Here is a 19,392-nt window from a genome sequence, read left to right as displayed (position 1 = left end):
ATGGGACCACAAGAGAGAGCTATACTAATCATAGCTTCAAGGGTATTATCTTATCCTGATGCGGATCTTTTTGAAGCTAAGGAAGATATAAATGCATGTATGTCTGAAGAAATTCCATCAGTAGCTGCTCGCAATAGATTGCAAGTAGCAATAAACCCGCTTTTCGATTTTAAACCAGAAGAATTACAACAACTATATGTGTCCATTTTTGATCTAAAGGCAAAATTTGGCTTGTATCTCTCTGCACATGAACTTGGGGATAGTCCGAAAAGAGGTGCAGCATTAATTAAATTACAGAAGTTGATTAATGTAGCGGGTTATGATCGGACAGATAACGAATTGGCTGATTATATACCTATGCTATTAGAGTTTTTAGCCGTTTCTCCAGAAACAGAAAATAGTGCTCGGCTAGTCAAGAGACTTTCGGTTGCTTTACAAAGAATAAAAGAGCATTTACCAGAGAATAATCCATATTACGGTATTTTCAGTGTCTTAATGGATTTTGTTTTTCCACAACCGACAAGAGAAGATATTAAGAAATTGGAATTTGAGCGTGAAGAGGCTGACCTTGAAGAATTACCTTATCCCATAATGTATAAATGATAGGAGGATTAAAATGAGCGACATTTTTTGGTGGGTCGTTTTTCCGTATATCTGTTTGGTTATAATGGTATTCGGAACATTATATCGGTTTGCTTTTCGTCAGCTAACATGGGCTGCTCCATCAACCGAATTTTTTGAAAAAAAAATGGTTACGCTTAGGTTCTCCCTTATTTCACTACGGGATCATCTTTGCATTCATTGGGCATATTATGGGGATTGTATTGCCTTTAAGCTTTTACAATGCTATAGGTGTTACAAACCATCTTTACCATATAGGGGCTGTTTATGGTGGAGCGTTAGCAGGAATAATGGTAGTTGTTGGGCTTATTATCCTGCTTATTCGTAAGATTGTAATAGATCCTGTTCGTATACATGCAACCTTTGCTGACTTTTATTCAGTAATTGCTTTATTAATTATCTCAGGTATTGGGTTATATATGACACTATTTCAGAACGTAACACCTGAAGAATTTGATTATCGTTCAACGATTGGTCCATGGTTTCGAAGTTTGTTTACCCTTAATCCGAGTTATCAGTTAATGAGCGAGATACCTGTATTGTTTAAGGTTCATACTTTATTGGCCTTCGGATTATTTGCTTCTATACCATTTACGCGATTAATCCACTTTTATACAATTCCTGTAGCATATCCGGTCCGTTCACCTCAACAATACAGGTCGCGAGCACAATATAAAAAAAATAAATAAGTATAGTATTTTTAGTTCGGGAGTTGATTTCCCGAACTTTTTCTTTGACTAAAATCATTTTAACCAAGAAGGAATACGTATATTTGTAATTTACAGGGAGAAATTAAAGGTAATAATATACGAAGGAGATGTTACATAATGGAAAATTCATCGATTCCTCAATTCCCAGAACCTTATTGGAGAGAAAATAGTAAAATTCCCTCTTTTGATAAATTAAATGAATCCGTAAAAACAGACGTCGGCATCGTGGGAGGGGGGATCACAGGAATAACTTCTGCTTACTTACTCTCTAGACAGGGGTTGCAGGTAACTTTAGTAGATGCTGGTGTATTAGTTAATGGAACTACAGGCCATACTACAGCAAAAATCACAGCTCAACATGGGCTAGTTTATGATGAATTAATTAATCATTTTGGTGTAGAGAAGGCTACTCTATATTATCAAGCTGCTGAAGAGGCCAAGCAATTCATTGAAACGACAGTTAAAGAATTAGGCATAAATTGTGATTTCCAAAAAGAAGATGCCTATATATATACAAATGAGGATAATTTTATAAAACAATTGGAACTAGAAAAGAAAGCGTATGACCAACTAAGCATTTCCGGAGAACTTACAAATAGTATTCCTTTAGATCTTCCAGTCAAAGCTGCTCTGATTATGAAAGAGCAGGCACAATTCCATCCTATCAAATATTTAAAAGCTTTAGTAAAAGAATGTGTCAAAAATGGGGTTAAATTTTACGAAAACACAACTGCTGTAGACATTGAATATAATAAACATCCTTCTATTGTTATGCGTGATGGCAATCGGGTAACATGCAGATATGTGATAGCAGCATCGCATTTCCCATTTTATGATAAGGAGAGTTTCTATTTTAGCAGAATGTACCCCGAAAGATCGTATTTGATTGCTATAAAAGCAGATCATAATTTTCCTGGTGGAATGTATATCAATGCAGAATCCCCAACAAGATCAATTCGTGCGACTGAACATAATGGCAAGAAATTATGGTTGATAGGTGGAGAAAATCACAAAACAGGGCAGGGGATCCCTACAATGGAACACTACAAAGCTCTGTACAACTTTGCTGAAAATCATTTTACTGTTAAAGATTATCTTTACAGATGGTCAGCTCAAGACTTAACCACTTTGGATAAAGTTCCATATATAGGAAGGATAACCAAAAATGAAGATGCAGTCTTTATAGCAACCGGTTTCAGAAAATGGGGAATGACTAATGGTACCATCTCAGGGAAAATTATATGCGATCAAATATTGAACAAAGAAAACGTGTATAGTGAATTGTTTTCACCGTCAAGATTTCAAGCTGATCCATCTGTGAGAAAATTCATTAAAATGAATACAGACGTTGCAAAACATTTAGTAAAAGGCAAATTGGAATATACAAAGTCGGATGTAAGCAAGTTAGAGCCGGATAATGCTATGGTAGCAAGAATAAAAGGAAATCGTACAGGTGTATATAAAGATAAAGAAAATGAGCTCCATATGGTTGATACAACTTGTACACATTTAGGCTGTGAGGTTGAATGGAACTCAGGAGACCGCACTTGGGATTGTCCTTGTCATGGTTCGAGATTTTCATATACAGGAGATGTCATTGAAGGTCCAGCAAAAAAACCGTTAAAGAAAATTGAAGACCATAGCTAATAACAACGATCAACAATAAACTAGTAAATAATATAATACTTAAGATAGTAAATTTTAGTTTCATCTCACTATCTTAAGTATACTTTTATTATGAGACAACATTTATAAGTTTTGCACTAACTTCCGATAATATATATTATGTAAACTAGAAGAAGTAATAATTATTTCTTGATTCCTTCCCTTCTTGAACAATGTCTCTAACTCCCCCGAGAATACGCTATAAAAACTTCCACCTTCTCCAACATTTTGAAACACTTTCATTTATGATTCGTACTAATAGTAAATTATCGTAAAGAAGGTGAAAATATATGAAATATTCCACTGCAAGGTGGCTAACTCTTATTTTAGCAGCCATAAGCGTAATTTTAATTTCAACCTATTTTTATTTGGACTCAAATAATATGATGATCCCTTTTTTAGCTATTATTATTAAGCCTGTGATGTTGATATTATTATTTTCTTGCAGTACTATATTACTAGCCAATATAATAGCTTCCAGAACAGAAAGCGAAAAAATTTCAAGAAATCATTTACTAAATGCAATTGTACTAGTCATTAGCTTATTAACATTTAAAGTATTACTATCATTTTTAAATTAAGCTTAAGTTCTCTTCCGCTTCTTACTTGGTGAGCGTAAAAATCTTATCCTGCCAATAATAAAACCCAATCTAACGGTAAGATTGGGTTTTATTTAATACTTCTAACTAAACAAATCCATGCTTAAATATCGTTCTCCGGTATCTGGAGCTATACAAACAACGCGTTTTCCTTTGCCTAATTTTTTGGCAATATTAATTGCAGCATATATAGCAGCCGCCGCTGATGGCCCTACAAAAATCCCTTCGGTTTGTACTACTTTTCTAAACATGGTAATGGCTTCTTCATCACTAATTTGAATAATTTCATCGTATACTGATGTGTTTAATATTTCCGGAATAAAACCAGGACTTGTTCCAACTAACTTATGACTGCCAGGTTTACCACCAGACAGAACAGGTGATCCCTTTGGCTCAACCACAGCAATGTGCAAGTCCGGTAACTTCTCTTTTAAAGCTTCCCCAGTACCTGTTACTGTGCCTCCCGTACCAGCTGTACAAACAAATGCATCCAAGTTTCCTTCGGTTTGTTCATATATTTCAACTGCAGTAGTCGTTCGATGGATATCCGGGTTTGCTGTATTTTCAAATTGTTGCGGGATAAAGCTGCCTGGAATTGCCTTTTGTAATTCCAACGCCTTTTTAATCGCTCCCGGCATCTTTTCTTTGCTTGGAGTAAGCACTACTTCTGCTCCATATGCACGTAAGATATTCCTTCTCTCTTCTGTACTATTATCGGGCATGATCATTATGGCATTATATCCTTTTGCTGCTGCATTCATAGCAAGACCAATACCTGTATTTCCACTTGTTGGCTCAATAATTGTCGCACCTGGTTTAAGTAACCCTTTTTCCTCAGCTACTTTTATCATGTTATAGGCAGCCCTGTCTTTTACGCTCTTGCTAGGATTAAACATTTCTAATTTCACATAAACCTCTGCTGCATCTTCAGGTATAATTTTATTTAATTTTACGAGCGGTGTTTCTCCAATAAGTTCAGATATATTGTCTACGACCTTCATGATAACCACCTTCTTTTCCCTTTAAACTTCCACTAATAAATCCGAGTTATTTACTAAACTTAATTTTATCATCTTGTTTTCTGGAGTTCAATTTTTATTGCTTACGTTTAGGGTACGTAATATAACAAAAAAATTAAAAAATGTATGTTTTTAATCTAAGCGTTTAAAATATTTGTAAATGAATGCAAACTATATTTTTATTAATAAAAATGTTTATAAAGGAGAACTTACAATGGGAAAGAATCAGCGAAACCATAGAGGAAATAACAATGCTAACAATCATAATATAGATAATGTAGAGTTCGCAAACGAGTTCTTTGATAAGTATAATTTAGAAAACACTTATAATAACAACCGTAATATCCGCCGTCATACTAAGAATGAGAACAATAAATAGTATTGTATATTAAAAGAAACCTGATTACCCCAGGTTCCTTTTAATAATTACGCAAGACGCTTGCGCTTTTCTTATTTATTAATTTTTTTCAAATCTTCCACAGCGGGACCTTCTACAACTTCTCCTGTAGCAGAAAATCTAGATCCATGACAAGGACAGTCCCATGTATGATCGCCATCGTTCCAAGCTACGTCACAACCTAAGTGGGTACAAGATGTATCAAGCAAATGAATTTTCCCTTCATTATCTCTATATGCTCCAACATTTTTCCCATCCATTTCTACGATGGAACCTTCCCCTTTTCCAAGTTCCTCATAGGTCTTTGCTTGGCTAGCATCCTTATATTGATCAATTGGATTCTTTTCCTCTGCTCCTTCTTCCTTAATGGCTGCCATATTCCTTTGAGGGGAGAATAACTCTTGATAAGGATTTTCTCTATCTAGAATCAAATCAGCTATAACCTTTGCGCCGGTTACTGATGCTGCTAATCCCCACTTTGAAAACCCAGTCAAGGTATACATATGGGTTAAATCTTCATGTAATTTACCTACAAAAGGAATCCGATCGGAGGAAATGTAATCATGAGAAGACCAATGATTCACAACTTCTATGTCACCAAAATGTTTTTCTGCGAATCTTACTAATTCATTGTAGCGTTCTTCAGATGATTTACCATCTCCAGTTGGGTGGCTTTCTCCTCCTACAAGGATATAATTTTCTTTCTCGTTGAATATCCCTCTCATTGTTCTCTTAGGTAGATCAGTGTTAATATACATCCCATCCGGAAATTCTTGATTAGATTTTATAGCTAGTGCGTATGAACTTTCCGTAGATAAGTTATTTGAATAAAATTTCTCATCTGTTTCGTATACAGGGAAATGTGTTGCAACAACAACTTCTTTCGCAGTTACAGTATAACTTGAATCTGTTTTACAAATAACTCCTTTTTTTTCTTCTTTTATATCCATCACCCGTGTGTTTTCAAATACTTCCCCTTCATATTGCTTGATAAGTTCAACCATTGACTGTAAAAATTTAACCGGATGAAATTGAGCTTGATTTCGCATCATAATAGCAACTTCTATATCTAAGTTTAATGGGAGACTCTCAATAAACTCGCCCTCTATACCTAACTTTTCATAAGCCTTTGCTTCTTTTTGTATTGCATCACGATGCTTTGCTTTTTCTGTAAATACAAAAGCATCCTTTTCTTCCAACTCACAATCGATATTATTTTCCTTTGCTAATTCTTTTATTGTAGCAATCCCTTCCATATTTGCTTGATAATACAATTTAGCTGCTTCCTGACCATATCGATTAATTAATTCATCATAAATTAAATTGTGTTGTGCTGTAAGTTTAGCCGTTGTATAACCCGTCGTTCCACTAAATAAGTCGCGAGCTTCCAATAGAGCTACTTTTTTCCCTTCCTTTGCCAAATTATAGGCCGTAAGTGTACCAGCAATCCCTCCACCGACGATTGCAATATCAACCTTTATATTTTCTTGTAATTTTTCATAGCTTTTAGCTTTTCCTGTTTCACGCCAGTAAGATACTACTTCTTTTTGTAATTTTGTACTCACTTTAATAGCCTCCCTAAGTCTAAAATCTTCCTGTTAATTTAATAACCTAAAACCAACCTGCCTAAACGAAAATATGAAAACTTTAGATCTGTACAGTCATTCAACCGAATAAATTTCCTTCATTTTCAGCCCGGACTTCGATACCCCTCACCCACTCAAGGATACCCCTCAATTATATCTGCATACACATAGGGGTATATGTACATACCTGGTGTTCTGATTGAAGTTACTGTTAATACAAAGGGAATCGTTGTGAAATTTAACCTTTTAATAGGGGTATATAAAAAACCTCTTATGAACTAAGTTCACAAGAGGTTTCATTAAACTACAAAATATAATCTTAAACTAATATAAAGAGATATGTCAGATTAACGTATCTCATATTAATTTTGCCAGATTTTTAAATTCTAATTCACTGAATTTCTTTTCAATTATATTCCTATCATATTTCCAAAGTGCATCTTCTATTTCACAACGAACTGGCACATCGCATTTGATTTCTGCCAGTTCTCTAGATAGATGGAGCATATCCAGGTTATCACTTATTTTAGCTCGTATACCTTTAGGCAATTGTTCTATATTAGCCAATATTGCATCAATAGTACCATGTTCTTTAATTAATTTTAAGGCAGTCTTTTCGCCAATTCCTTTCACTCCAGGGTAATTATCAGAGGAATCGCCCATTAAACCCTTAAGGTCAACAATTTGATTAGGATGGATGCCCTTTTTATCGTAAAAATTATTCACGTCAAAAATTTCATAATTACCCTGGCCTTTCCTCATAATAGCAACACTTATTCCCTCATCAACAAGTTGAAGAATATCTTGGTCTCCTGTAAGAATTATTACCTGATTTTCTTCTGAATAAGCTTTTGCCAAAGTACCAATGCAATCATCTGCTTCATAATTAGTGATACCGATATTAGGCATGTTAAATGCCTCTGTTACTTCTTTTACAAGCTCAAATTGAGGAATTAATTCTACAGGTGGTTCTCCCCTGTTTGCTTTATATTCATTGTAAAGTTCACTTCTAAAGGTTTTGCTTCCCATATCCCAACAACAAATAACATGTGTTGGTTCAAATGTTTGGACCGCATCCAGAAAATATCTCAAGAACTGATATACTCCATTTGTAGGAATGCCTTTACTTGTCATCATAAAGTTCCCCCTAAATGCAGTCGCAAAAAAACCGCGGAACAGAAGAGCCATCCCATCAACTAATAATATATTATTTTTGTTCATTTTCATCCATCCTTATATCATGATTGGTTAAGATTACAGTTAAAGTTGATAGTTTTTGATTGATGACTTCGATATTTACATGAGAAGACATCATTTCCAAGTAACTATTTGTATGCTGCTGAAGCTGTTCCTTCATCTCACGCTTTATTATAGTAACTAATTCCTTCCATTGGCTTAAATAATCCCGGGTCATCAATGACTTATTCTCGCTTAAATAACTACTGATCAGTGGCTCTAATTGTTCATAAATTTTATCTTTCATCTTTTCTTTTTCATTCTGTGCAAAGAATGTCTTCGTGTTTTTGAACATTGATAAAGCTTTATCAAATTGCTGCAAATCAACTGACTCGAAAGCAATAGAAAATACCGGAGTAGCTAAATCTGCAGCTTCGTATTTAGGAAAGGTTAATGTATCATCTATTGAATTACTGGTTTTTATTAAATCATCATACATTTCTTTAGCCAAATTATTTTCCATCGCTTCCACACGCAAAGAAACCGCCCGCAATTCTTGAAGTAATTCATGGCCAACATAACCAATTAACTGCTCTAAACTTTTCCATAGCTGGACTTTGGCATCCTTACCAGATTCAGTAATTGTCGTTGGGTTAAATGTTTCCTTGAATAGATCATGGAATTGAATCGAAGTCCTTTCCAATACGTAATGGAGTTGTTTTTCAATTTTTTGGATAAGTTGATCTTCCTGAATAGTTGTATCTGTTTTGTCTATTATTTTCGTAACTGTTTTCTGTTTATCTTGCAATTGCAATCTAAATGATTCTTTTGATTGTTGATCCATATTAACAGACTCTTTGTAATGCGCCATATTCGTATAAGCCCGTTTCATATCCCAGATAGCTGATTGAGCTGTTAATGCTGATAAGTCTTGATGAATAAACTGATAAAATTCATTCTCAAAGAATTGCATGTCTTCATTGAGTTGGGATTTATTTTGTTTTTCCCTTAAAGCCAATTTACTGGACACAGGATAAAGTCTTGGAATTCTAATTCCAAGTTGAACTAATTGTTCTTTAACATAGTTCGTTACCATATTGATTTCTGTTTGGTTTTCTGCAAGGTCTGCTGCATTTACAATGAAGAACATCTTATCTAATTGAAAAGTGTCTTTAACTCTCCCTAGTTGTGTTAAGAAGTCTTTATCCGCTCTAGCCAATGCGTGATTATAATAAGTTACGTATAAAATTGCATCGGCATATTTGATATAATCAAAAGCTACATTCGTATGCCGAGCGTTTACCGAATCTGCACCAGGAGTATCTACAAGTGTGATCCCTTGTTGTGTCAAAGAGCAATCATAATAAAGATCAATCGACTCTATAAAGCTAGCTTTTGCTTCATCCGCCACATAGGTGGCAAACTCATTGATTGGAACTGTTAAAGTGGATCCAATATATTCTTTAATATCTTCATATCCCGCTAACATAGCGCGCAAATAGGATTGATATAAATTACCGAGTTTTTCATGGTGTTGGATATTATCCTGTTTAATCCACTCCAGTAATTCCTGAAAATCCCCTTCTTTAGAGGACACATTTTTGGTGATCAGTTTTACATCATTTTTTAACGTTTCTTCATTCTTAACTGTAATGACTACAGATCCATGCGGATATTTTTCACAAACCGGATTTATCCGATTTACCGTAGCTGTTGTTGGATTAGGTGAAACAGGTAAGACTCCCTCGCCTAGAAGGGCATTAGCAAATGAAGACTTCCCTGCACTAAAGGCTCCAAATAAAGCTATCGTGTAAGACTGATCTTCCAGCTTTTCCTTCTTTCGTTGTAAATCTTCTACTATACCTTGAAAACCAGGAGAATCCTTAATTGTTTGAATTACCTTCTCCACATTATCTATAATTTTTTCTGTTGTCATTGCTTTATGTTGTTTGTTTAACTCTGTGGGTACAACTCCAACCTTGTCATTCTCTCCAGTTGACTCAAAGCCGAGGGAATTCTCCTCTGCCATTTTAATTGTAACGTTGGAATCTTCAACAGCTTTCTTAATTTGCTCCCACGTTGCTTCTTCCACCTCATTTAACATAAGTTGTTTCTCTAATTGGTCCAACTTTTCATACAAATTATTTCGCAGGTTTTCTACTCTTAAATGTTGTAAATGTGCTTTTTTAAGCTCATTTAGCTTCTTTTCAATTTCCGCTATTTTTTGTTCATTTGCAGATACCTGCCGCTCTTTTATTCTCCCAATAAGATGGAGTGCTTCTCTTCTTGTATCTGCTTTTTATTTCGTTTGCTACTTCATTGGTGTAGTTCAACACATATTCACCATTTACCTTTGCCCCAGGTTTTAGTTTTCCAATTATACTATCTTCAGTTAAAGAGATCCCTAGCTTTTGAACCATTTGCTGTAATGAAGTGTTGGAAAGCTTGTTTACCTTCAATAAATTGGTGAATTTATCACGTAATTTCCATTCAATCGCTGTTTCCGTGTTCTTCTGAAGGGCAGTTAGAAAGTTTTCCATTCTATTCTTTCTAGCTTCATCTGTTTTTCGTTTACTACTTAGAAAACCGACTTTAAAATCTGGTTGCCTGGAATGCAAAAACGCCTCTGCAATATCCCTAAGATCTGCTGGCATCAAATAAGCATTCTTTAATGTTTGATTCAATTCTTCAATAAACTGCTCTTCTACCTCCGCGGGTTCCTTCAAAAGGGCAGAAAGCTGGTAATTGAGTTCTTCTATATGGTTAGTGTCTGGTGCCGAGTTAGCCTCGCCATCAGATATTTCGATTTCCATTTCTTCATATTTTTCTTCAAGAAACCGTTTATGTCCTGCCATTATCTGCTTAACTGAAGGTCCAATAGTATAAATATCTCTACGTTTTCCATTTAAAAAAGCAAATAGTTTATTCTTTATAGCCTCAAATTGATTATGTTCTGCATTTGAATCTGTTAAAGAGGAAAAGAAGATTTTCTCTGGTGTAACACCCCATTGCTTAAATGTTTGTTCAATACTTTGTTGAAAAGCTTTAAATGTTAACTCTTGCTCATCGTGTTTGTCGATCTGATTAACGATAACGTAATAAGGTATAGACTTATCCTGGAGTCCTTTTAAGAATTCCAAATTGACTTCAGATTGCACATGATTATAATCCATTACATAGAAAACAATATCAACCAAATGTAAAGAACCCTCTGTCATAATCCGATCCGCATCATCAGCAGCATCTATACCTGGTGTATCGATTATATAACAGCCCGGGGGAATGGTTTTTTTAGACGTACTAATATCAATCTGTTTAATAGCTTTCTTATCCTTGGAGTAAGCTTTGATACGATCAATGTCATAAGGTTCTGTATACTGTATCGGTTGCTCATGACGAAAATAAACCCTCGCATAACCGCCTCCTGATGTTATTCTTACGATGTTAGCACTTGTTGGAATTGGACTCTTAGGTAGTATATCGTCATCAAGAAGTGCGTTAATCATAGAGGATTTTCCAGCAGAAAAATGTCCAGCAAAACTAATCATGATCTCTTCTTTTTGTTGTTTTTCATATAAATCTAAGATTTTTTTAGCATTAAGTTCATCTTCATTATTTATCATTAATCTATATAGAGCTGCCAAATGATGAAGCTTTATCTCTCTATCTATTTTTTCTTTTAAAAACACAACATTCATGTCCCTTCCTCTGTATCATCTAGCGTCTATTATACGGAATAAATAGCAGTTTTGCTACCTTGTTTATGAAAAGCCAATAAGTACATATAGTTCTTTGGACGGCTACTGGATCGTATTTTGGTTTTTATATCAGAAAGAAAAGTCCCTTACAGAGAAGATAGTTTAAGTTCCTGCTACTCGAATTAATCGCCTTAAACAAAATTATATGCAACTGCAGGTAAATTGAAGTATTAAAAAAACCAGCCAAAATACAGCTGGTTTAGGGAGAAGAAGTTTAAGCATCATTATCAAGATTGCGATACTGTCCTCCATAAAAGAGAATTGGATTTCCATCTTTCTTATCTATTTCTGTAACCTCCGCAATAAAAATCATGTGATCCCCCGCGAGAGCTTTTTCTTTTATTTGGCAAGACAACGTTGCAATGGAATCTTTAATGACCGGTACACCATTTTGTTGAGAAAATTTGATTTCTCTATCTTTCTCCATCTGCTTTGCAAATATCATGGATAATTCTTTTTGTTCCTCTGATAGTATACTTAAACCAAACTGTTCTGTTTCTTGTAAAATTGTATACATACTTGCCTTTTCATCAATTGATATAGCAATTAGTTTAGGATCTAAAGAGACAGACATGAAAGCATTAACAGTCATTGCCTTAATATCATTCTCAAAATCGGTTGCCACCACTGTAATCCCAGTTGCAAACTTTCCCATAACATCACGAAATGTACGACTATCCATAATCATTCCCCACTTTCCTTTTATTGCTTATAGTTCAGCGTATCATTATTTAAGCAAAAATTGAATAAAACTGCCTTTCAGTTTACATAATATAATTACGGTCTACTAAAATAATGCATGACCAAACAAACGTTCGCACACAGTAAAAACCGAACATTATTCGAAATTTGTATAGAAATATTTCGAACTAGTTCGGCTAGATTGGTCAAAGAATATAATTTATTATAATATGCGAAAAGACTTTTCACGAACGAAGAAATAACTCTCCGGTTACGTTTCCTTTAATAGTTATTCTATGCATTACTTCTACGATCGGTTACCTGCCTAAGCTGGATTATTTAATTTCAGCTATTTTTTTGCAATTTATTATTTCAATAAATCTTATTTTTAAACAGGATATACACCATGCTTTCGATCCGTAAAGCTAACATTTTTTGCATCATAAATAGAAAAACGTTGGATTAATTCCTCTCTTAAACGATTCGGATCAATCACTGCATCAACAACCATCTCAGATGCAAGCCTGTAAATATCGATGTTTTCTTTGTATTCATCCTGTTTCTCTTTAATAAAGGCTGGTCTTTCATCTTCAGGCAGTTCGGCAATTTTATTAGCATATACTGCGTTGACAGCTGCTTCAGGCCCCATAACTGCAATTTGTGCGGTCGGTAGAGCAATACAACAATCTGGCTCAAACGCTGGTCCGGCCATTGCGTACAATCCAGCGCCATAAGCTTTTCTTACAATTACCGATATTTTGGGTACTGTAGCCTCACTCATAGTTGCGAGCATTTTAGCTCCATGTCGAATTATCCAGCTCTTTCCACCTTTGTTCCAATCATAAATCCAGGTACATCGACGAGAAAGAGTAGAGGGATATTAAAGGCGTCACATAACTGTACAAATTTAGCAGATTTATCGGCCGAATCAGGGAAAAGAACTCCGCCCTTCATCCGTGGCTGGTTTGCAATAATGCCTACAGATTTCCCATCTACTCTAGCTAAACCAGTGATTAATTCAGGTGCGAATTTCTTCTTAATCTCACAAAAGCTTCCCTCATCAATTATTTTTTTAATAAGATCATGCATATTAAACGGGGCATTTTGATTCTCAGGAATGATATCTTTAATGGACTTTTCTATCGTTTGCTCTTTTTTAGGTTCGATTTGGGCTGGCTTGTGTCTAAAATTCTTTGGAAAATAACTTAAATAGTTTTTTGCATATGCAATCGCATCTTCTTCCGTTTTAACTAATACATCACCAACGCCAGAAACAGAACAATGCATTTTTGCTCCGCCCATTTCTTCCAAACTAACTTTTTCACCGATTACTTTCTCGGCCATTCGTGGGGATCCCAAATACATAGATGCATTACCATCCACCATAATAACTATATCACTAAATGCAGGAATGTAAGCTCCGCCAGCAGCAGATGGACCGAACAACAAACAAACTTGTGGAATACGTCCAGATAATTTGATTTGGTTGTGGAAAATTTTCCCTGCTCCACGTCTGCCTGGGAACATCTCTATTTGATCTGTGATTCTCGCACCGGCTGAGTCCACCAAGTAAAGCATTGGTATTTCCATTTTTTCGGCTGTTTCTTGAATGCGGATGATTTTCTCTACTGTTCGTTTCCCCCAGGAGCCGGCTTTTATTGTAGAATCATTTGCCATAACACAGACATCCTGACCATGAATTTTCCCAATACCGGTTACAACTCCATCCGCTGGTAAAGATCCATCCATACAATTAGCGAAGAAAGCATCTTCAACATTTAAGCCTTCGTCAAATAACAATTCTAATCTTTTTCGAACAAATAATTTACCTTTTTCTTCGTTCTTCTGATGATACTTTTCATGACCGCCTTTCTCTATATTTTCGATTTTATTTTGTAATACTTCTATATACGACATACAATACCTCCTGAATTATACCCCTTTATACAATGGTTTCCTCTTTTGTTGAAAGGCTTCTAACCCTTCTAACCTATCTCTAGTCGGAATTGTTTCCTTATAAGCAAGATGCTCGATGAGTAGCCCTGTATTTATGTCGGTTTGCATTCCATGATTAATCGCTGTTTTAGCCTGGCGCAGGGCAACAGGTCCATTTCGGGCAATTTTTTTAGCGATCTCCAATGCATCCTCCAATAATTTTTCTTTATCTGAAAGCTGTTCTACCAACCCGATAGAAAGCGCTTCATCACCGGTTACAGGCTTGGCAGTATAGATTAACCGCTTTGCCTGGCCGACTCCAATTAGACGAGGTAATCGCTGGGTACCACCAGCTCCTGGTATGATTGCCAGCGATGTTTCTGTAAGTCCCATCTTTGCATGAGAAGCTGATATCCGAAGGTCACATGCTAATGCAAGCTCCAGACCACCCCCAAATGCAACACCATTTATGGCTGCAATCACTGGATTTTTCATTTTTTCAACAGATTGGATCGTTGAGCCTATATAACTGACAGCTTCAATAACCTCCGAATCTGTCATCCCCTTACGTTCCTTTAAATCAGCACCAGCGCAAAAAGCTTTTTCACCAGCACCTGTTATAATGGTACAGTAAATATCCGGGTTGTTATTTAATTTGTCTATAACATGATTTAACTGGTCAAGTAAATCTTTCGATAATGCGTTTGCTGCTTGAGGTCGGTTAAGGGTTAATACGGCGATATGTTGATCAACCACCTCTAATGAAATGAGTTCCTTCATAACTGCCTCCTTATCAGAATCTATATATGAAGAGAGAATCATAGAGATTATTCTATAATTGCCAGTACGTCCCCTTCATTTACAAAGTCACCTTCCGCAACTTTCAGCTCTTTTATGGTACCTGCCTCTTCAGTAGCTATAGGAATTTCCATCTTCATAGATTCAAGAATAACAACGTCTTGATCCTCTTCTACTTTATCCCCTTCCGCTACAACAATTTTCCATACGTTACCAGCCATATTTGCAGTTAATTCCATAATTAATTCCTCCTTAGTTTTTGGTCAATGATGGTAAATAGTGTTCCTCAACAAACGCTGTTGTGGTTTTGCCTTTTTTGAAAGGTTCACTATCTACGATGTTAAGTAGCATTGGTATATTTGTCTTAATTCCTTCCACTTTATAGTCAAGCAAAGCTTGTTTTAATAAATCAATAGCATCATCTCTAGTATTCCCTTTTACTATTAACTTTCCAATCATTGGATCATAAAATGGAGTTACATCGTACTCGCTTGTTACTGCGATTTCGTTTCGCACTGATTCTCCTTTTGGTAACTCCAGTTTTGATATATGGCCAGGTGATGGAAAAAATGAAACAGGGTCTTCTGCATAGATACGCACCTCTATAGCGTGTCCATCTATTTCTAACTCATGTTGTTCTATGTTAAGTCTTTCATTATTCGCAATGGCAAACTGTGCTTCCACAATATCTGTCCCTGTAATTTCCTCCGTTATCGGGTGTTCCACTTGAATTCTGGTGTTCATCTCCAAAAAGTAAAAATTTTCATTTTGATCCACAAGAAATTCTATTGTACCCGCATTTGTATAGCCTAATGTTTTTGCTGCCTTTACTGCAGCACTTCCCATTTCTTCCCTCGTTCTCTCAGAGATAAATGTAGAAGGGGCTTCCTCAATCACTTTTTGGTTCCTTCGTTGAATGGAACAATCTCTCTCAAAAAGGTGGACAACGTTTCCATGATGATCTGCTAAAACCTGAATTTCTATGTGCCTGGCATTCTCGATTTTCTTTTCCATAAACATTGCCCCGTTACCAAAGAAAGTTAGTGCTCGCTTGGAATTACTTTCAAATGCTTTTGTTAACTCTTTATCAGAACGCACAACCTGCATTCCAATCCCACCACCTCCGGCTGTTGCCTTAAGCATAATCGGATAACCAATTTGCCCTGCAACTTCCAGTGCTTCTTCAACAGATGGCACGGCCTCACTGGTGCCAGGGACAACCGGAACACCAGCCTTCTGCATTTCTTTACGTGCAGCAATTTTGTCTCCCATTTGCTTTATAATTTGACTAGAAGGACCAATAAATATTATTCCTTCCTTATTACAAGCTTCCGCAAAGTCTCCATTTTCACTTAAAAAGCCGTAGCCTGGATGTATTGCATCCACTTTTGCTTCTTTGGCAATAGAAAATATTCTTTCCGTATTTAAGTAACTCTCATTTACCCTAGGGGGTCCAATTAAATAGCTCTCATCAGCCATGGAGACATATGGAGCTTTTTGATCAGCTTCAGAGTATACAGCTACTGTTAAAATATCTAATTTCTTACAACTACGAATGATACGTGCAGCTATTTCACCACGATTTGCTATTAAAACTTTTTTAATCATACGCTCTCTCTCCTATTACTGAAATTGTTTAACAGCTAGTTCTTTTAATTTAAATTTTTGGATCTTCCCACTAGCAGTCATTGGATATTCATTCACAAATTGAATATACTTCGGTATTTTATGATGAGAGATATTTCCTTTGCAAAATGACTTAATATCTTGAACGGTGGTAGTTATGCCTTTCTTTAGAATGACCCAGGCCACTATTTCTTCCCCATATTTCTCATCAGGAATACCGGTTACCTGAACATCAAGAATAGCTGGATGCTGATACAGAAATTCTTCGATCTCACGGGGATAAACATTTTCTCCTCCCCGAATAATCATATCCTTCATGCGCCCTGTGATCTCCAAATAACCATTATCATACAATACGGCGAGATCCCCCGTATGAAGCCACCCTTCATCATCAATTGCTTCTTTTGTTGCAGAAAGATTATTATAATAACCTTTCATAACATGATAGCCTCTTGTCAACAATTCACCTGGTACGCCCGTTTCCTGCTCTTGCTTCGTTCCAGGTATAACAACTCTAACCTCGACATTAGGATGTGGTTTACCTACTGAGCCTACCTTCAGCTCAATGGGATCATCTGCTCTGGTTTGGGTTATTACCGGTGATGACTCCGTTTGCCCATAAGCAATCGTAATTTCTTTTGCACCCATTTCATTCATAACCTTTGTCATCACTTCCATTGGACAAGTTGAGCCAGCCATGATACCTGTACGTAAATGAGTTAGATCGTAAGTGTTGAAACTTGGATGATTCAATTCTGCAATAAACATTGTCGGTACACCATGAAGGGCAGTACATTTTTCATTATCTACAGCTTGGAGTACCTTTTCAGCATCAAATTGCTCGAGAATTACCATGGTTGCACCCTTCGACACTGCAGCCAGTACCCCAAGTACACAGCCAAAGCAGTGAAAAAATGGGACGGGAATACATAATCTGTCTATATTTGTTAGCTTCATACAATCTGCAATCTGGTTACCATTATTAACGATATTATAATGTTTCAGCATTACGCCTTTTGGAAATCCTGTGGTGCCAGATGTATATTGCATATTGATTACTTCGTCATGATTCAAAGAAGATTGTCTAAGGTTGAGTTCTTCGTCGGTAATTTTATCTGCATTCCGTAAAACTTCATCCCAGTTATAAGCGAATGAAAAAGTAGTCTCACCAATAATAATGATATTTTTTAGCCGCGGAAGCTTTTTGGAATGTAAATTTCCTTTTTCTGCTGTAGAGAATTCAGGGCAAACCTTCTTTAAGATGTCAATATAAGATGTTCCCTTGTAACTCTCTGCCATAATTAAAGTCGTAGCATCAGATTGTTTTAAGAGATATTCCAGCTCTTTTGCTTGATAGTTTGTGTTAACGGTTACAAGTACAGCACCCATTTTACCTGTTGCAAATTGGGAAGTAAGCCATTCAGGTTTATTATCAGACCATATAGCAACATGTTCACCCTTTTTGATACCGAGAGCCATCAATCCTTTTGCAGCTTTATCAACCATCTCATTAAATTCACTATATGTTTTTCTCATATTTAGTTCTGGATAGATCACTGCTTCCTGGTCTGGATACAAATTCACTTGTTCTTCTAATAATTCACCAACGGTTATTTTTCTTAGAGACATGAATTTACTCCTTCCATAGTTATTCTAACACCCTAGCTGTCTAGCAATAACTAATCTTTGAACTTCTGAAGTACCTTCCCCGATTTCCAATAGTTTGGCATCCCGCAAATACCTTTCAACCTCATATTCTCTCATGTAGCCATAGCCTCCATGTATTTGTATCGCTTGATTCGCTGATCTGAAGGCTGTTTCTGTAGCATAAAGTTTTGCATATGCTGCCTCTTTGCTAAAGGGTTTATGATTATCCTTCAGCCATGCTGCTTTATGTACCATATTCCTTGCCAGTTCAACCTCCATTGACATATCTGCAAGTTTAAATTGTATAGCTTGAAAGCTGGAAACTGGTTTTCCGAATTGCTTACGTTCCTTTGCATAGGTCAATGCTTTATCCAATGATCCTTGAGCGATACCAAGGCCTAAAGCTGCAATAGAAATACGTCCTCCATCAAGTGTATGAAGAAATTGCTTAAAACCTTTTTCAGGATCCCCTAATAAATTCTTTTTAGGCACACGTACATTTGTTAAGACAATTTCTGCTGTGTCTGAACCCCTTACGCCCATTTTATCGTAATTACTTGTAATCTTTATCCCTTCACAATCTGTAGGAACGATAATCGCCGATATAATATTTTTACCTTTTTCGTTTTTTCCTGTTACAGCTGTAACAATCACAGTCTTTGCAAAGCTGGCATTAGTAATAAAACATTTCTCGCCATTGATTACATAGTCATCTCCATCCTCCACTGCAGTAGTCTTCGTTCCCCCTGCATCTGAACCGGCATTCGGCTCTGTTAATCCAAAAGCTCCTAGCGCTTTGCCCTCTGCTAAAGGGGTTAAAAACTCTTTTTTTTGCTCTTCTGTGCCAAAGTAATAAATTGGACTGGCACCAAGCGATACTGCAGCCGCATAGCTTAAACCGGTGCTTCCGCATACCCTGCCTATTTCTTCTACAGCAAGCGCATACGATAACGTATCCCCACCAGATCCACCATATTCCCCCGGAAAAGGTATTCCCATTAACCCAAGCTCGCCTAATTGATCAAATATATCTTTTGGAAATTCTGCTTTCGTATCAATCTCAATTGCTCTTGGACGAATAACTTCTTCAGCAAAGTCACGAACCATCTTTTTAATCATTGCCTGTTCTTTTGTTAACTCAAAATTCATGTCAAGCCTCCTATTAGACCGACTA

The 19,392-nt window shown here is 36.2% G+C and carries 14 protein-coding genes and 2 pseudogenes; 4 read left to right on the top strand and 12 right to left on the bottom strand.

The features are described 5' to 3' along the window. The 4 genes and pseudogenes from narJ (at position 1) to JCM12304_RS14930 (ending at position 2,978) form a co-directional block, all read left to right on the top strand. Positions 1–603 carry a nitrate reductase molybdenum cofactor assembly chaperone gene (gene narJ / locus JCM12304_RS14940; protein ID WP_019378448.1) on the top strand — a complete coding sequence of 201 codons (603 nt, stop codon included), beginning with the start codon at positions 1–3 and terminating at the stop codon, positions 601–603. A gap of 13 nt (positions 604–616) precedes the next feature. Then, positions 617–697, top strand: a pseudogene (locus JCM12304_RS20425) (respiratory nitrate reductase subunit gamma); the annotation flags it as partial. Positions 698–737: 40 nt separating this feature from the next. Next, positions 738–1,310, top strand: coding sequence for a respiratory nitrate reductase subunit gamma (gene narI / locus JCM12304_RS14935; protein WP_256200844.1), 573 nt, complete (start codon positions 738–740; stop codon positions 1,308–1,310). A 138-nt stretch (positions 1,311–1,448) separates the two neighbouring features. Next, positions 1,449–2,978 carry an FAD-dependent oxidoreductase gene (locus JCM12304_RS14930; RefSeq protein WP_060681269.1) on the top strand — a complete coding sequence of 510 codons (1,530 nt, stop codon included), beginning with the start codon at positions 1,449–1,451 and terminating at the stop codon, positions 2,976–2,978. 700 nt (positions 2,979–3,678) lie between these two features. Here the strand turns inward: JCM12304_RS14930 and cysK are convergent. The 12 genes and pseudogenes from cysK to JCM12304_RS14865 all read right to left on the bottom strand — a co-directional run bounded on the left by cysK (position 3,679) and on the right by JCM12304_RS14865 (position 19,367). After that, positions 3,679–4,596, bottom strand: coding sequence for a cysteine synthase A (gene cysK, locus JCM12304_RS14920; protein WP_060681267.1), 918 nt, complete (start codon positions 4,594–4,596; stop codon positions 3,679–3,681). A gap of 468 nt (positions 4,597–5,064) precedes the next feature. Beyond that, positions 5,065–6,576, bottom strand: a complete 1,512-nt coding sequence (locus JCM12304_RS14915) for an FAD-dependent oxidoreductase (RefSeq protein ID WP_082388056.1) — start codon at positions 6,574–6,576, stop codon at positions 5,065–5,067. A 378-nt stretch (positions 6,577–6,954) separates the two neighbouring features. Beyond that, positions 6,955–7,818: a 5'-3' exonuclease gene (locus JCM12304_RS14910; protein WP_077358161.1), complete on the bottom strand. Its 864-nt coding sequence runs from the start codon at positions 7,816–7,818 to the stop codon at positions 6,955–6,957. After that, entirely contained in the window at positions 7,805–9,913 is a 2,109-nt protein-coding gene (locus tag JCM12304_RS14905) for a dynamin family protein (RefSeq protein ID WP_218185791.1), read from the bottom strand. The genes JCM12304_RS14910 and JCM12304_RS14905 overlap by 14 nt, the downstream gene beginning before the upstream one ends. 88 nt (positions 9,914–10,001) lie before the next feature. Then, on the bottom strand, positions 10,002–11,471 hold the full coding sequence (locus JCM12304_RS14900) for a dynamin family protein (protein WP_060681259.1): 1,470 nt from the start codon (positions 11,469–11,471) through the stop codon (positions 10,002–10,004). A gap of 274 nt (positions 11,472–11,745) precedes the next feature. After that, a complete protein-coding gene (locus tag JCM12304_RS14895) occupies positions 11,746–12,213 on the bottom strand; it encodes a flavin reductase family protein (RefSeq protein WP_060681289.1) in 468 nt (155 codons plus the stop codon). 387 nt (positions 12,214–12,600) lie between these two features. Beyond that, positions 12,601–14,129 (bottom strand): annotated as a pseudogene (locus JCM12304_RS14890) (acyl-CoA carboxylase subunit beta). A gap of 15 nt (positions 14,130–14,144) precedes the next feature. After that, positions 14,145–14,927 carry an enoyl-CoA hydratase gene (locus JCM12304_RS14885; RefSeq protein ID WP_060681257.1) on the bottom strand — a complete coding sequence of 261 codons (783 nt, stop codon included), beginning with the start codon at positions 14,925–14,927 and terminating at the stop codon, positions 14,145–14,147. A gap of 47 nt (positions 14,928–14,974) precedes the next feature. Continuing rightward, the gene (locus JCM12304_RS14880) at positions 14,975–15,184 is read right to left on the bottom strand and encodes an acetyl-CoA carboxylase biotin carboxyl carrier protein subunit (protein ID WP_172675299.1); all 210 of its coding nucleotides are present in this window, start codon (positions 15,182–15,184) and stop codon (positions 14,975–14,977) included. 13 nt (positions 15,185–15,197) lie between these two features. Beyond that, positions 15,198–16,553, bottom strand: a complete 1,356-nt coding sequence (locus tag JCM12304_RS14875; protein ID WP_060681253.1) for an acetyl-CoA carboxylase biotin carboxylase subunit — start codon at positions 16,551–16,553, stop codon at positions 15,198–15,200. 15 nt (positions 16,554–16,568) lie between these two features. Further along, positions 16,569–18,200, bottom strand: coding sequence for an AMP-binding protein (locus JCM12304_RS14870; RefSeq protein ID WP_060681251.1), 1,632 nt, complete (start codon positions 18,198–18,200; stop codon positions 16,569–16,571). Between the two features lie 24 nt (positions 18,201–18,224). Next, positions 18,225–19,367, bottom strand: a complete 1,143-nt coding sequence (locus JCM12304_RS14865; protein ID WP_060681250.1) for an acyl-CoA dehydrogenase family protein — start codon at positions 19,365–19,367, stop codon at positions 18,225–18,227. Positions 19,368–19,392: the final 25 nt, after the last annotated feature.

The sequence above is a fragment of the Virgibacillus halodenitrificans JCM 12304 genome, assembly GCF_001310895.1.
Lineage (GTDB): Bacteria > Bacillota > Bacilli > Bacillales > Amphibacillaceae > Virgibacillus_Q > Virgibacillus_Q halodenitrificans.
Note: the sequence above shows the minus strand (reverse complement) of the source record. Positions and strands in the feature narration are given on the sequence as shown.